This is a genomic window from Clostridium coskatii, assembly GCF_001675205.1.
GTDB classification, from domain to species: Bacteria; Bacillota; Clostridia; order Clostridiales; family Clostridiaceae; genus Clostridium_B; species Clostridium_B ljungdahlii.
The window spans coordinates 1-12,116 of sequence record NZ_LROR01000048.1 but is presented as its reverse complement, the minus strand read 5'-3'; the positions used below and the strand labels follow the sequence as shown (position 1 = coordinate 12,116).

Sequence of the window (12,116 nt, the reverse complement as noted above, 5' to 3'; positions counted from 1 at the left end):
CATTACTTCGCGCTGGATTACTTAACGGTAGTTTTATTCCAGCTAAGGAAATTCGAGAGTTTCGTGACCTCACTCGTTACCGCAAAAGTGTGATTCGCGATATTACTTCCCAGAAGAATAGAATTGAGAAATTTTTGCAAAGCTCAGGTTTTCGACTTTCCACCTTTATCTCTGATATATTTGGTGCATCTGGACGAAATATTATAAACTGTCTCATTGATCATGGACAAATTAATAAATCACAACTTAATGAATGCCTAAAAACAAAGACACGCAAAAAGATAGATGAAATTCTCATTGCAGTGAATGGAACTCTATCTGTGCACCAAAGAAATTTCTTAAAAATGCTAGTATCTCACTTAGATGTTTTGAACTCTCACCTGAAAGATGTTGAAGTATCAATCACTGCAGAAATAAATCAATTTTCCTCTGCAACAGCAACTTTATGCAGTATTCCAGGTATTGCTGAAACCGCCGCAGCTTCTATTATTGCTGAAATTGGAGTAGACATGAGCTGCTTCAAGACAGCTGAACATATTTGTTCTTGGGCAGGGCTTAGCCCTGGTAATAATGAAAGTGCAGGTAAAAAAAAAGACTTCTGTAACCAAAGGTAATCCTTATATAAAAAGTATGCTTTGCGAAGTTGCGTGGGTTATCGCTGGTAAAAGGAATACTTATCTTTCATCATGGTATTGGAGATTGAAGCAAAACAAAGGTGCCAAAAAATCCACTATTGCTTTAGCCCGAAAGCTGCTTGTAATTATCTATACGATGCTAAAATCAGGTACAGTTTATGATGACTCTAATTTTGATCAGCGTAGAAAAAATTGTGAACAAAAGCGTATTTCTCGTTATATTTTTGAACTGCAAAAATTAGGCTTCCACATTGAGGCTCCAACTGAATAATTAATTACTACATCTTCTATTCATCTCTTTTTTGACAGGCGATGCCTGCCTTAGCTTTGCTATGCACATTTTAACCCTAAATCCTATCAAATTGTCAATGTACAGATGTTACTAACTTTTATTTTCGTAGCAAAGAACATTTATATATTTAGATTTATTGATTAATTCATCTAAATTTCATTTTACGTATTACTCACACGTCTTTTAACACCTTTAAATCAATACTTGGGTACCTCAACTTAAACTGCTTGTATGTCCTTTTCCACTGCTCGGACTCATACCCTTTAGTATCCTCAACTTCACAACTTCCATCATTGTGCAATACTAAAAAATCAGCACTATATGTTATTGCCTTTTCCCCACTGCTGCCTTCCTGAAGAACAAACCTTGGCTGAGTTATAAATCCAGTTATTTCTCCAGAATAAAACAGGATCTTCAACTGGCAGTACCTTTTCATTTCTAACTGACTCCTAAAGTACAAGCCATCATACCAAACACCTTTATTTTTGTATTTCTGAACATTTATCTTTGGCTTTTCTAGCTTCTGTCCTCTCTTTTTCTGATATGCTTCGTATTGCTCCTGGGTCCAATTCATCCATCACCATTCCTATCTGATTTCCAAACTTTATAGGCTCTGCATTTTTTATAATTACTGACTTATTCATACATTCACCTTCTATACCTCCATAACTTGAACATCTCCTATACAGAAATCAATATACTTAAAACTCTCTCTGCTATTTTTTCTTTGTATTACCACAAACCACTCTGTTTTATCTACAACAGTATCTCTTACAGTTCTATATTTATTGCACCCTATGTTTATATAAGCTCCATGAGTAAATCTTATTTTTAGCTTTATCTTTTGGTCTTTTTTAAATAACTTGGCCACCTTTTTAACATTTTCAATAGAGCAATATCGACTTCTTACCTCTGCTGATGACTTACGGGATTTCACCAAATCCATTTCAGATCCAATCATGTTTACAAGCGTTGGGCTGCAGCCTACCTATTCCATCTAAACTAATACCGGTTTTAAAAGAACATAGATTAAAACAAAAACTAGAAAAAATGAAAGCTGGCAATTCTTATGAGGATAATAATCTTGTTTTTGCCACTGCCCTTGGAAAATCTACAGATGCAAAAAATTTATTTAGAAGTTATAAAAACTTATTAGTAAAAGCTAAAATAGAGCATAAAAAATTTCATTGTTTAAGACATACCTATGCTACAAAGTTATTTGAGGCTGGGACTCCTCTAAAAACTGTCCAAGCTTTACTTGGACATAGCAATATAGAAACAACAGCTGATATTTATACTCATGTGATGCCAAAGCAAAAAATCAATGCTGCAGAAAAGTTAAATAACATTATATAAATAAATTGAAATATTACTAATTCTATAGTAGTAAATTCATATAAAATATACACCTATCTATAGTCACCTAAAACTTATGTGGGAAAAATGTGGGAAACTAAAAAAATAAGAGCTTTTGAAATCCTTCAAAACACTCTTATTTAGCCATTTGGTAGTCCCTAGGAGAATCGAACTCCTGATTTTATTTTTAATATATTACAATTATATATGATTTTCTGAAAACCCCCAATTATAAAGGCTTTCTATCTATAATAGAATATTGTTATATGCATCAATCTAAAACTATGGTGTAAAAATGGTGTAAATTTAACACATCCATACCTGTTGATAATACTTAATTTAACACATTTTCTCCACTATAAAATATAATATTCTTTGATATGTATATGTAACTTATGTGTTAAAAGCATTATTGCTGAACATGGGAATTCAAATACATATACATTAAAAGAATGCAATTATTTGTCAAAAGAAGTTATTTTATATCATTATTTGTTTCAAATTTTTGCTATAAAATTATTTTATTTCTATAAATTAATTTTATTTCCATACGATATATTAATTAAGTGATAATTATGTTATTTTATAATGAATGGGAGAATTTACAATGAAATTTAAAAAAATTATGTCACTTACTTTTGCTATTCTTTTAATGGCTGTTACTTTTACAGGTTTTACACCTCAAAAAGTTTCTGCCGACAGAGCTCCTGTACTAACTTCTCTTGAAATTACTGGTTACTCATGGCCAGAGCTTTATGGACCTGAAAGATATGGACAATATTATCAAAAAAAATACGCATCTTCAGTTTCAGTTTCAGGTAGTACTGTTTATATACTTACAACACAACTAGGAACTAGTAATGGAAATTATTATTATGTTGATGGAAAATATGTTTCACATACTATTATAAATACATCTTATATGTCAAATCCTTATACTAGAATTGTATATGGATATAACAATGTAGATGCAATTGAAAATTTAACTCCTGGCAAACATACTATAGAAGTATGTGCAGATTCAGCAGTTCCAACTCCATCTCCTCATTTTGGTTATCCATCATTTAGCGATACCATTACCCTTAATATTCAAGCAAATAACTCAAATGCTAGTAGTACTAATATTATCAATGCATCTAATATTTCAAAATTACTAAAATAATTAGGAGAGGTTCACATGATAAATTTAAATGGTATCAATATAAATAAATATAATTTTAATGATAAAATTAGTAAGAAGAATAACTCTAACTCACAAGACTCAGAAGTTTATGATTTTAAGCCTACATCTACTGGTGATAAACATATACTTGACGAAATAAATAATGAGACAGACCCTATAGATAAGCAAGAAGATTTACTTTTATATGCACATTTAAAAAAAGCTGGTATAGATTTTAAAAACTCTTCTTCATGGGAACAGGAAAAAAGTCGTGTCTCAGGTTTTCCACCACCAACAGCTCCTGGATATATAAGACAAGCATTTAGAGAAGCTCTTTTAAATGTACCTGAAAATGAAGGAGCTAATATTGCTTTTGATTTATCATGTGAGTATAATATGTACACCTCACAAAATAAAGCAGGAAATCCTAATAGCATTTCTTTTTATAATGACTTTATTAAATATGCATCACAATGTAATGACTTTAATAGCAATTTATTAGGAGAAGATGTATACAAATATACAAAAAAATTATTAAATGATTTTTCACTAAACTTACAAAAATCAACTACAAGTAAATAGTAAAAGTAAGAAATGAGCCTAATCAAAGCTAGGCTCATTTCTTTTTTAGTTATCATAATTAAATGTTACTTTAAAATATTCATGATTTTATTATGATAATACATATCTATTTCACTAAAATGCTATTATAAAAATAGTAAAAGTATAACATAAATTTGAATTATATAGTATATTTTTTGTCCAGTTTATAATATAATAATAGGGTGAGTGAATTACAGGAAGCTGTATATATTCACAAAACTATGTCATGCATGAAAAAACTTATATGAGCAAGTAGCTTTTAGCCGAAGTTACTTGCTAATTTCTTTTTTAGGTTTATCTACACCAACTCTAACATCATTTAAAACTTTATCTTTTGAAACACTTGTCTTACTTTCAAACAACATTTTAATCTTATCTTGTTTATAACAGAATACTGATAAAATACACAAACTTGATACTTCAGTTATAGAAAGCACTATAATGCACAAAAAGAAAAAGCTCATTCATATTACCTCCTCCCATTGTGTCAACCCATTATACCTGCAATCCACTCATATAGCATTTACGGGAGAAGGTAATTTGCATAACATGATTTGCTGCTATTAAATACATTATATCACAGCACACCATAATTATGGTAAAATTAAAAAATAATAATTTATGAATTTATTGAAATTTTAAAACTAATTAAATTATATCGAAAAAGATATGCATAACTGAGGATTGATCTAAGTTCTATATATAATTATATGCTATTACCTATTGAATAAATTCCTATTTAATGCTATTATTTTACTAATAAATCCATATCTTGACAAATAATAATAAAACCTGTGTCCTAATTTAGAGCACAGGTTTTTGCTATATATTTATTTTAAATTTTGCTCATATGCTTGAATCATTTTCTTAACCATGTTTCCACCTATAGATCCAGCTTCTCTGGAAGTTAGATCTCCATTATAGCCATTTTTTAAGTTTACTCCAACTTCTTTAGCTGATTCCATTTTAAACTGATTTAATGCTGCTTTAGCTTGTGGAACTACTGGTTTGTTACTATATGACATAGTACTCACTCCTTTTTTATAGTAAACTTTACTGGTTATATTTAAAGTTTATGCATTACTATAAAAATTACTCTAGGTAATTTGATAAACATTTAGTAATATTTATACATATATATTACAAATTTATAATTTTCCAGAATAGTTTCCACTCTAAACTTAAAGTTATTTCTATGTATGTTATAATAATTATCAAGAGAATAAAATGTTTTTAGTTAGTCATCCCCTGGGATTTATCTCTTACAAAGAGGTCGTTGCGGTTAATTTGACAGCATAGGGGGTGACGAAATGAATGCCTATGTTATTATTGTTTCCATAGTATGCATAACAACAACAGGTATAGTAATAGGAACAACAGTAATTTTTGCTATACTAGCATACTTAAAAGAGAAAGCTATACTTAAACACAAGAATAATTTTAAAGATAACAATAATGAAATTTCTATTACCGTTGATGATGATAGAAATAATCATTCAAAAAATTAAAATGCACCCATCCCATTGAGTGCACTTTGATTAATTAAAAACAATCTGATTTAAAAAACCGTAACGGCTTCTTTTAAAATTATTATATCACATTTTATGTTTTTTAATCGTACTTTTTCAATAATAACGGTATAAAAATAGCGAGTATAAATCACAAATACTGAGTACTCTATAATTATCTTCACAAATAAAAGTAAAAACAAAACCTAGAACAGTTTTCATTATAGGTTTTAAATTATTATTGAGCTGTATTTGATACGTTCTGTTCAATAGAAATATTGTCTAATTCTTTGATATCACCTACCACATCAGCAACATCTTTACTTGCATCATAGGCCGGAGCTAAAATTTGGCTGCTCTTTACTTCTAAATTATGCCATCTGACCTTCGTTATAAATGGATTTCTTTCACAACTTTTTAACAGTGATAAAGTATATGCATGGCTTATTGAAGTTCTAGCAAGTCTCTGAGCGCTATAATCAATTGTTTTTGAGGTACCTGGATAAACCTTTTTCCAATTCCAATCTTTTTGTGCATCCGGATTTACATATGTCTGAAGATCTTGTGCTAATTCAATAGCACTTTTCTTTTCAGCTATACCCTTTTGAATTATTTTATCTATGTCAGCATTTACTTTATTGCCAGTCCACCATATTCTCTTAGAAAGTCCTCTACCATCTTTGTATATATTGCCTTTAACAAGTTCATCTACTACATCACTAGGTACTTGGGAAAACATACTTGTAAATGACTTACTCATTCCTAATCCATATCTCATATTAATCTGCTCAAAGAAATCTATTTGTATTGCTGTTGCATATTCAGCGCTACTTTTCATGTTTTCTTCAAATCATCTTCTTTAGCCCATCTCCAACGGTATTTATCTTCTTTAGAATTACAGCTTCCAACTCCTTCTGTAATCTTCTGTCCATTCTTTTTCAATATACATTTGATGGTATATGCAAATATCCCTTTTTCGTAATCCTCAATTTTTTCCATAAAATCATATTCACTTGTAAGTCCCATTAGCATAAGTATTTTTTCTGCTACCGGTTTAAGAAGGGTGGGCTTTGTAGCCCCACCTATTTCCCCATAATCATGGTCTTTCTTTAATGTCTGATGAATGATTGACTGAAACTGTGCTATCTTACTAAGGGTATTTCTAATTTCTCCTATTTCCATACTATCTAATAAACTTACAACTTGATTTTGCTGTAATGCTATAACATTTGACATTCTTTACTCCCCCTATCTAATTCTTAAACTTGTACCCTGTTTTATCTCTGCACCATCTATCTTTATATATCCTGCTTTAAATCTGTCAGTATAGCTTTCTTGTCCAATTTAAAAGGTTGAGGTACTCTATACTTTTCTGGAATAGCATTTTCATCTAATATGTTTACACTAGGAGCATTCTTCTGAATTGCAAGAGTAAACAACACACCTTTAATTTTCTTCTTTCCAGTAACTTGCATTTGCTCATAAATATAATTCTTTAATCCTTTTATTCTGTTTTTCATAATTTTTTCTCTTTCCTGAAGCCTTCTGATTTCTTTCTCAATTCCTTCTGTATCTGAATCCATGGAGCTTATAATTTTAGCTACATTCTCTACTTTTAAATCAAATTCTTCACCTATATTATCAAGAGCCTTTTTTATTTCTCCATCTGGTAGCTCTGGATTATCTAAAAGTACCTGTATGTTTTTATACCTTTCGCTTATTTCATATAACTTTGACATTATCTATTCAACCTCCATTTTCTTTAAAACATTATCTATAAGCCTATTTTGGTTCTCTGCTATATCTCTAAATCCTTTGTAATATCCTTGTTTATAATCATCATCATTCTTGCTAACATCCTCTAGATATGACCTAATATGAATATTGTTGTTGTTTTTAATGCTCTTCAAAAATCCTATAAGTACATATTTATCTACAGTGTCTTTAGGATATACTTCCTCCATTTCTATCACTCCAATTTGATTTTTTCCCCATTTTCATATAGAATAGGAATAGATTTATAAATTTCTTTTGGTCCTTTGGCAGAGGGCCTTTTTTATTTTTGTAAAGTTTCATTATTATAGAGTTCATCACCATCAATATCATATTTAACCTTATCTACAGCCTCCTTATATCCATAGTTTTCATCTTGGACTAAATGCTGTATTTCAGATATTTTTCTTTCAAGTACATTCATTGATTCACCTTCCTTTCAAACACTTGTCAAGACCTTAAAACTTATTCTTGCAATAGCAACCATTTGATTTAAACTTGTTCTTTTACCAAACTTGACACGATTTTCTCTTATATCATCCGTAGTTATTTTTAAAACTTTCTTAAACTCTTGGTCTGTTACTTCAATGCCTCCATTCTCAAATAATTGTTTTATCATCATTTTTTCCTCCTTCCTTTAATACCAGCTTCCATCTTTTAAAATATGCAGCCAGTCACCATCACTTAAAATAACTTTAAGATACTTACTGCCCATTCTTTTTACGAAAGTTGGTGCATGATCCTCTGGATGCTCCCAAGACTTATAAAATTTCTTACAAAACCTTTTAAAAAGTTCTTTGTCTTTAGCATCCAATTTGATGTACCCCTTTGCATCTTCTAAATTAAACACTTTTCGCCTTCTCTATAAACCACTTACCATGTAAAATTTCTTCTGCTGAAATTGCATTGTAATCATCGTCCATTAACTTGGAACTAGAACTAACGCCTGGATTATATGAGTATCTTTTACTTTCATATAGGCAATAAATTACTTTTCCATTCTCAAACGCTTTAAGAGCATCCATTACATCCACATGTTCGTCTACAAGCCTGAATCTACTTCTAATACTGAAGTTTGATAATATAGTCTCACCTTCTTGATTTACAATTCTGCCATCCCCATCTAATGCAATTACTGCTCCTTCATCCGTCCTATAAGATTCCTCACTAACAAATTGAAATTTTAAATTTGGATTTCTTTCGAGCTTGTCTATTGTCTGTTTTAACGTGTACTCTTGCATACGTTTTTTCCTCCTTTAATATCTAATTGGTTTTAATATATACAACCTCCTATAAAACTCTTTTTTCTTTTGAAATCTTATCAAGCCATTTATCAAACATTGTTCTATTAATAAGAAACTTAGAACCGACCTTAAATCTAGGAAAATCTGAATTAGGATTATGAGCTAGTTCCAAAATCTTGTCACGACCAATCCCACTATATTTAACACAACTATCTATAGTTAAAGTTGCTTTTTCATCAGTTTCTTTTTCTTTTGAAACCTCTTCCAGAGCTTCCTTTATAGCATCTTTAATTGTTTCTTTAAAATTAATGTTTTGCGGCATTTCCATAATTAAACTCTCCTTTCTTTCCAAAATTTTTCTGAACCCAAAGTTTTAATTCACGAGATTCTTTTTCAATTTTGTCTAATGTTTTAACAACATGATCTAACTTTGGTTTTTCATCTTCTGTAATAATTCCATCCTCTGTAATATCTAATAGCTCCTTTTTAACCTCATCAATGTTTTCTAGTGAAGATACAATTTGAATTGTAATTCTGTCCATTTCCAAAATTTCAATGTGTGGAACACTATGCTTTCCTATAGGACACTGCTCACAACAAAAATAATTTTCTAATTCAGGAGCGTTATAAATATCAGCCATCATTAAAATTTCTTCCGGATATGCACAGATACTATCAAGCTCTATTTGTGCAAGCCTTGTCCTATCAATTCCAATTACTTCTGCAGCTCCTTCCCTGCTGTTCAATTTGTCATTAGTAATAGCAGCCTTAATTCGTGCTTTATAATATACGTTGTCTGCTGCCTTCGTAGCTTTTCTTGGCATTCTTTTCACTTCCTTTTGTTGTTAAAATTAATATATAAAAGGATTTTTATATATTTTTGTAGAATTTTATCATCACTGAAAGGTGGTGATAGATTAATGTCTAAATTTACTGAAATACACATAGGTACTTCTACAGATGATCGTTTTGAAAGAAAACATAAAATTATTTCTAAGTATAAAGAATCTGTATCTAAAGAATTTGATTCTCTTTTTAAAACTGATGAAGAAAAAGCTATTGCTAATATTGCTTTAGAAGTTTCTTCAAGATTGCTATTTGAATATCTTAAAGAAGAAGCTGAATATGGTCGCTAAATATTTAAATATTTTTTTAATGCTTTTGTAAGAATTTTAGGATACTTAAGCTTTTTTTGTTTGATTAATTCTTTATATTCACTTCTGTCAAACAAAAACGCTAAAGCTTCACTAAATTCTTCTTGCTGTGCTTGAACTTGCCCTTCAAGTGCAGCTACCCTTTGCTCTAAATCTTTTACTTGCTGCTCTAACTGTTTGTCCATTAGCTTGCTACCTCCTTTAGAGTATTTTTGTTAACTTTTTTCACGTTTTTAGGCAAAATTATATACTTCTTATAATCTAACCCCTCTTGTTCACATAAAGCAAGTAATCCACCATAAAACTTAGCTCCAACTCTGTCACCATGATTTAGTAGCATAGATATTTGTGTTCTATCTACACCAATAGTTCTAGCAAAATTTGATTGATTTCCATTAAATTTTTCATCAATAAGTTAATGATGTTTCGTATGAAGAATTTATGAAAGCAGCAGGATATATTGATAGCAAAATAGCTCCTAGTTCTAAATTAGATACACCAGTTGAAAAAATTTCTAAATCATTAGATGATGATCCGGAGTTATCTGACTTCTGGAATGTATTGAAAGAAAGAGAAGATTTAAAATTGCTCTTCAAACAAACAAAGGATATGGCTCCTAACGATATAAAAAAAATAATTAGAATTATAAAGGCTATTGAAGATGAAGAAGACAGAAATGATGGTTAAATCATGGCTTCAAATTTAGTAAAATTAATTATTATATAGAAAGAAGATGATCTTATGAAAATTTTAATTAATTTAGTAGCCATTATTATACTTATAACCCTTTTAATAAAAATCACAGGTGTCATAATGCTTATAGGCCCTATAATAGCATTAGTTTATTTATATGCTAAAAACAATAAGTTCAAAAAATATTCCAAACTAAAAAAGGTGCTATAACAAGTTTATTATTAGTTATTATGCTGGGAGGTATGGGTATAACCTTCGGCAATAGCCCTGATACCCAATCTCCAACTACATCTACTAATACTACTCAATCAGCAACAACTGATAAAACTACATCACAATCTCAAAGTACTGATAGTACTAATGATAATACTAATAAAAATCCAACATCACAAAATGCTAACAGTCAACAAACCACTTCATCACAAAATAATACTTCATCATCACAAAGCAGTACCACACAAACGTCAAATACAAATCAAGTACAAAAAAATACAGATGAACAACAACAAAGCTCAAATACTAGTACAGATGATAATACTATAGTATATTATGTAGCAAATAGTAATGTATATCATTTCAGTAAATCTGATACCACATTAAGACGAAGCAAGCACATATTAACAATGACGCTTGGCGAAGCTAAATCTAAAGGAATGAGACCTTCAGAATCTAAAGCAGATCAATAATAATTAATATCAATCATATTAGTTATTTCACATTTTTATTATTAATTTGTAATTAGAAAGGATGACAGGATGGATATATTAGACAAGCCTTTGCTAAAGGCTCTTTTGAATGAGGATATTCCTTTTTATGAGGTTATGAATGCATTTGACATAAAAACTACTATTGCCTTTAATGTTCCTTCAAATACGTTAGGCTTTGTTTATCTAAGCAGACGTGGAAATTATCACCTCATGTTGAATGGTAATGTAAACTATGAAACTCAATGTCATGTTTTCATACATGAAGTTAAACATATAGTTAATGATATGCCTAAAACAGGTTATATCATAGGACTAGACATGCAGCATACATATATGGAGCAATCTGCTGATATTGTGGCAGAGAAGTTATATAATTCCAATAACATTTAGCAATTGTAATATTTTATGTAAATCAATTAGCTAATTATTATAGCGTTCCTGAACAACTGATCAAATATAAATTTAATAAATAGAGTTAACTGATTTATTGAGAAAGGAATTTATTTATGGAACAGAATAAAAAGACAAATAAAAAAGGTTATGATTATTTAGCTGTTGGAATAAGTTTGGGTATTTCATTTGGAGTATTATTCAATAATCTTGCTTTAGGAATATCAATTGGCGCTGCTTTAGGAATAGCTTTGAGTAACAATAAAACAAAATAGCATTACATATAGAATTTGGACATGTAATGTACTTATATGGGACAAGCTGCTTATGTTATGGCATGCATGTTTGATGTGTATGAGGAAAGGAGAGCTATAATGAGTGATATACGTAATTGGGGTTTGATTGGATATGAAATGCTTTCTGTTTTAATTCCGTTTTTTATCACATATGTGATTCTACATGCAGTATTTAAAAAAGATAAAATGAGAAATAAAAAAAGATTTTTAATTTGGAATTTTATTTTTGCACTTTATATTTTTGGAGTTCTACATTTTACGGGTGCTGGAACATTATATAATATTAAAATGTATGGATTCAAA

General features: G+C 29.9%; 29 protein-coding genes and 1 pseudogene. 13 read left to right on the top strand and 17 right to left on the bottom strand.

Annotated features, from left to right (window positions below):
* A partial coding sequence (locus CLCOS_RS10180; RefSeq protein WP_430392611.1) for a transposase occupies positions 1–614 on the top strand: 614 nt, incomplete at its 5' end.
* On the top strand, positions 577–906 hold the full coding sequence (locus CLCOS_RS23175) for a hypothetical protein (protein WP_430392610.1): 330 nt from the start codon (positions 577–579) through the stop codon (positions 904–906). The genes CLCOS_RS10180 and CLCOS_RS23175, both read left to right, overlap by 38 nt.
* A 193-nt stretch (positions 907–1,099) precedes the next feature.
* On the opposite strand, the gene CLCOS_RS10175 is transcribed toward CLCOS_RS23175, so the two are convergent.
* The 3 genes from CLCOS_RS10175 to CLCOS_RS10170 are packed head-to-tail and all read right to left on the bottom strand — an operon-like array spanning position 1,100 to position 1,888.
* Entirely contained in the window at positions 1,100–1,363 is a 264-nt protein-coding gene (locus CLCOS_RS10175; protein ID WP_242867064.1) for a DUF1064 domain-containing protein, read from the bottom strand.
* Between the two features lie 43 nt (positions 1,364–1,406).
* On the bottom strand, positions 1,407–1,571 hold the full coding sequence (locus CLCOS_RS22785; protein ID WP_242867062.1) for a hypothetical protein: 165 nt from the start codon (positions 1,569–1,571) through the stop codon (positions 1,407–1,409).
* A gap of 11 nt (positions 1,572–1,582) precedes the next feature.
* Positions 1,583–1,888, bottom strand: a complete 306-nt coding sequence (locus CLCOS_RS10170; protein WP_063602623.1) for a hypothetical protein — start codon at positions 1,886–1,888, stop codon at positions 1,583–1,585.
* An 89-nt stretch (positions 1,889–1,977) separates the two neighbouring features.
* On the opposite strand from CLCOS_RS10170, the gene CLCOS_RS10165 reads away from it, so the two are divergent.
* From CLCOS_RS10165 to CLCOS_RS10155, 3 genes are all read left to right on the top strand, one after another.
* Positions 1,978–2,283, top strand: coding sequence for a tyrosine-type recombinase/integrase (locus CLCOS_RS10165; RefSeq protein ID WP_242872331.1), 306 nt, complete (start codon positions 1,978–1,980; stop codon positions 2,281–2,283).
* 607 nt (positions 2,284–2,890) lie between these two features.
* Positions 2,891–3,445, top strand: coding sequence for a hypothetical protein (locus CLCOS_RS10160; RefSeq protein WP_063602621.1), 555 nt, complete (start codon positions 2,891–2,893; stop codon positions 3,443–3,445).
* A 15-nt stretch (positions 3,446–3,460) separates the two neighbouring features.
* Entirely contained in the window at positions 3,461–4,027 is a 567-nt protein-coding gene (locus CLCOS_RS10155) for a hypothetical protein (protein ID WP_063602620.1), read from the top strand.
* A 290-nt stretch (positions 4,028–4,317) separates the two neighbouring features.
* Here CLCOS_RS10155 and CLCOS_RS10150 read toward each other — a convergent pair whose 3' ends face one another.
* Together CLCOS_RS10150 and CLCOS_RS10145 are read right to left on the bottom strand one after the other, a co-directional pair.
* Positions 4,318–4,512 (bottom strand): hypothetical protein, encoded by a 195-nt coding sequence (locus tag CLCOS_RS10150; protein WP_065080051.1) that lies wholly within the window; start codon positions 4,510–4,512, stop codon positions 4,318–4,320.
* 366 nt (positions 4,513–4,878) lie between these two features.
* Positions 4,879–5,073, bottom strand: coding sequence for an alpha/beta-type small acid-soluble spore protein (locus CLCOS_RS10145; protein WP_063602619.1), 195 nt, complete (start codon positions 5,071–5,073; stop codon positions 4,879–4,881).
* Between the two features lie 285 nt (positions 5,074–5,358).
* Between CLCOS_RS10145 and CLCOS_RS10140 the strand changes: the two genes are divergently transcribed.
* Positions 5,359–5,556 carry a hypothetical protein gene (locus CLCOS_RS10140; protein WP_063602618.1) on the top strand — a complete coding sequence of 66 codons (198 nt, stop codon included), beginning with the start codon at positions 5,359–5,361 and terminating at the stop codon, positions 5,554–5,556.
* A 238-nt stretch (positions 5,557–5,794) separates the two neighbouring features.
* On the opposite strand, the gene CLCOS_RS10135 is transcribed toward CLCOS_RS10140, so the two are convergent.
* From CLCOS_RS10135 to CLCOS_RS10095, 10 genes are all read right to left on the bottom strand, one after another.
* Positions 5,795–6,394 (bottom strand): hypothetical protein, encoded by a 600-nt coding sequence (locus tag CLCOS_RS10135; protein ID WP_063602617.1) that lies wholly within the window; start codon positions 6,392–6,394, stop codon positions 5,795–5,797.
* Positions 6,391–6,792, bottom strand: a complete 402-nt coding sequence (locus tag CLCOS_RS10130) for a hypothetical protein (protein ID WP_242867060.1) — start codon at positions 6,790–6,792, stop codon at positions 6,391–6,393. Before CLCOS_RS10130 ends, CLCOS_RS10135 begins: the two co-directional genes overlap by 4 nt.
* 62 nt (positions 6,793–6,854) lie before the next feature.
* The gene (locus CLCOS_RS10125) at positions 6,855–7,295 is read right to left on the bottom strand and encodes a siphovirus Gp157 family protein (RefSeq protein WP_242867058.1); all 441 of its coding nucleotides are present in this window, start codon (positions 7,293–7,295) and stop codon (positions 6,855–6,857) included.
* Positions 7,296–7,298: 3 nt separating this feature from the next.
* The gene (locus CLCOS_RS10120; protein ID WP_063602616.1) at positions 7,299–7,520 is read right to left on the bottom strand and encodes a hypothetical protein; all 222 of its coding nucleotides are present in this window, start codon (positions 7,518–7,520) and stop codon (positions 7,299–7,301) included.
* 92 nt (positions 7,521–7,612) lie between these two features.
* Entirely contained in the window at positions 7,613–7,753 is a 141-nt protein-coding gene (locus CLCOS_RS22430) for a hypothetical protein (protein WP_156496407.1), read from the bottom strand.
* A 15-nt stretch (positions 7,754–7,768) separates the two neighbouring features.
* Positions 7,769–7,951 carry a hypothetical protein gene (locus CLCOS_RS10115; protein ID WP_063602615.1) on the bottom strand — a complete coding sequence of 61 codons (183 nt, stop codon included), beginning with the start codon at positions 7,949–7,951 and terminating at the stop codon, positions 7,769–7,771.
* Between the two features lie 15 nt (positions 7,952–7,966).
* On the bottom strand, positions 7,967–8,179 hold the full coding sequence (locus tag CLCOS_RS10110) for a hypothetical protein (RefSeq protein ID WP_063602614.1): 213 nt from the start codon (positions 8,177–8,179) through the stop codon (positions 7,967–7,969).
* Complete coding sequence (locus CLCOS_RS10105) at positions 8,172–8,570, bottom strand: hypothetical protein (protein WP_063602613.1); 399 nt, start codon at positions 8,568–8,570, stop codon at positions 8,172–8,174. Before CLCOS_RS10105 ends, CLCOS_RS10110 begins: the two co-directional genes overlap by 8 nt.
* 49 nt (positions 8,571–8,619) lie before the next feature.
* Entirely contained in the window at positions 8,620–8,901 is a 282-nt protein-coding gene (locus CLCOS_RS10100) for an excisionase (protein ID WP_063602612.1), read from the bottom strand.
* A complete protein-coding gene (locus CLCOS_RS10095) occupies positions 8,879–9,397 on the bottom strand; it encodes a hypothetical protein (protein WP_063602611.1) in 519 nt (172 codons plus the stop codon). Before CLCOS_RS10095 ends, CLCOS_RS10100 begins: the two co-directional genes overlap by 23 nt.
* A gap of 96 nt (positions 9,398–9,493) precedes the next feature.
* On the opposite strand from CLCOS_RS10095, the gene CLCOS_RS10090 reads away from it, so the two are divergent.
* Positions 9,494–9,709: a hypothetical protein gene (locus CLCOS_RS10090; RefSeq protein WP_063602610.1), complete on the top strand. Its 216-nt coding sequence runs from the start codon at positions 9,494–9,496 to the stop codon at positions 9,707–9,709.
* Here CLCOS_RS10090 and CLCOS_RS10085 read toward each other — a convergent pair.
* The gene (locus tag CLCOS_RS10085) at positions 9,706–9,912 is read right to left on the bottom strand and encodes a hypothetical protein (protein WP_063602609.1); all 207 of its coding nucleotides are present in this window, start codon (positions 9,910–9,912) and stop codon (positions 9,706–9,708) included. The two genes, CLCOS_RS10090 and CLCOS_RS10085, sit on opposite strands and share 4 nt — an antisense overlap.
* Complete coding sequence (locus CLCOS_RS22425) at positions 9,912–10,067, bottom strand: hypothetical protein (RefSeq protein ID WP_156496406.1); 156 nt, start codon at positions 10,065–10,067, stop codon at positions 9,912–9,914. Before CLCOS_RS22425 ends, CLCOS_RS10085 begins: the two co-directional genes overlap by 1 nt.
* Before the next feature lie 101 nt (positions 10,068–10,168).
* Here CLCOS_RS22425 and CLCOS_RS10080 point away from each other — a divergent pair, with 101 nt between their 5' ends.
* The 6 genes and pseudogenes from CLCOS_RS10080 to CLCOS_RS10065 form a co-directional block, all read left to right on the top strand.
* Positions 10,169–10,414: a hypothetical protein gene (locus CLCOS_RS10080; protein WP_192847954.1), complete on the top strand. Its 246-nt coding sequence runs from the start codon at positions 10,169–10,171 to the stop codon at positions 10,412–10,414.
* Positions 10,415–10,468: 54 nt separating this feature from the next.
* A complete protein-coding gene (locus CLCOS_RS22420) occupies positions 10,469–10,630 on the top strand; it encodes a hypothetical protein (protein ID WP_156496405.1) in 162 nt (53 codons plus the stop codon).
* 20 nt (positions 10,631–10,650) lie between these two features.
* Positions 10,651–11,106, top strand: coding sequence for a hypothetical protein (locus tag CLCOS_RS10075; RefSeq protein WP_156496404.1), 456 nt, complete (start codon positions 10,651–10,653; stop codon positions 11,104–11,106).
* Positions 11,107–11,175: 69 nt separating this feature from the next.
* Positions 11,176–11,517: a hypothetical protein gene (locus CLCOS_RS10070; protein WP_063602607.1), complete on the top strand. Its 342-nt coding sequence runs from the start codon at positions 11,176–11,178 to the stop codon at positions 11,515–11,517.
* A gap of 116 nt (positions 11,518–11,633) precedes the next feature.
* Positions 11,634–11,792, top strand: coding sequence for a hypothetical protein (locus tag CLCOS_RS22415; protein WP_192847953.1), 159 nt, complete (start codon positions 11,634–11,636; stop codon positions 11,790–11,792).
* Positions 11,793–11,891: 99 nt separating this feature from the next.
* Positions 11,892–12,116: pseudogene (locus CLCOS_RS10065) on the top strand (hypothetical protein); the annotation flags it as partial.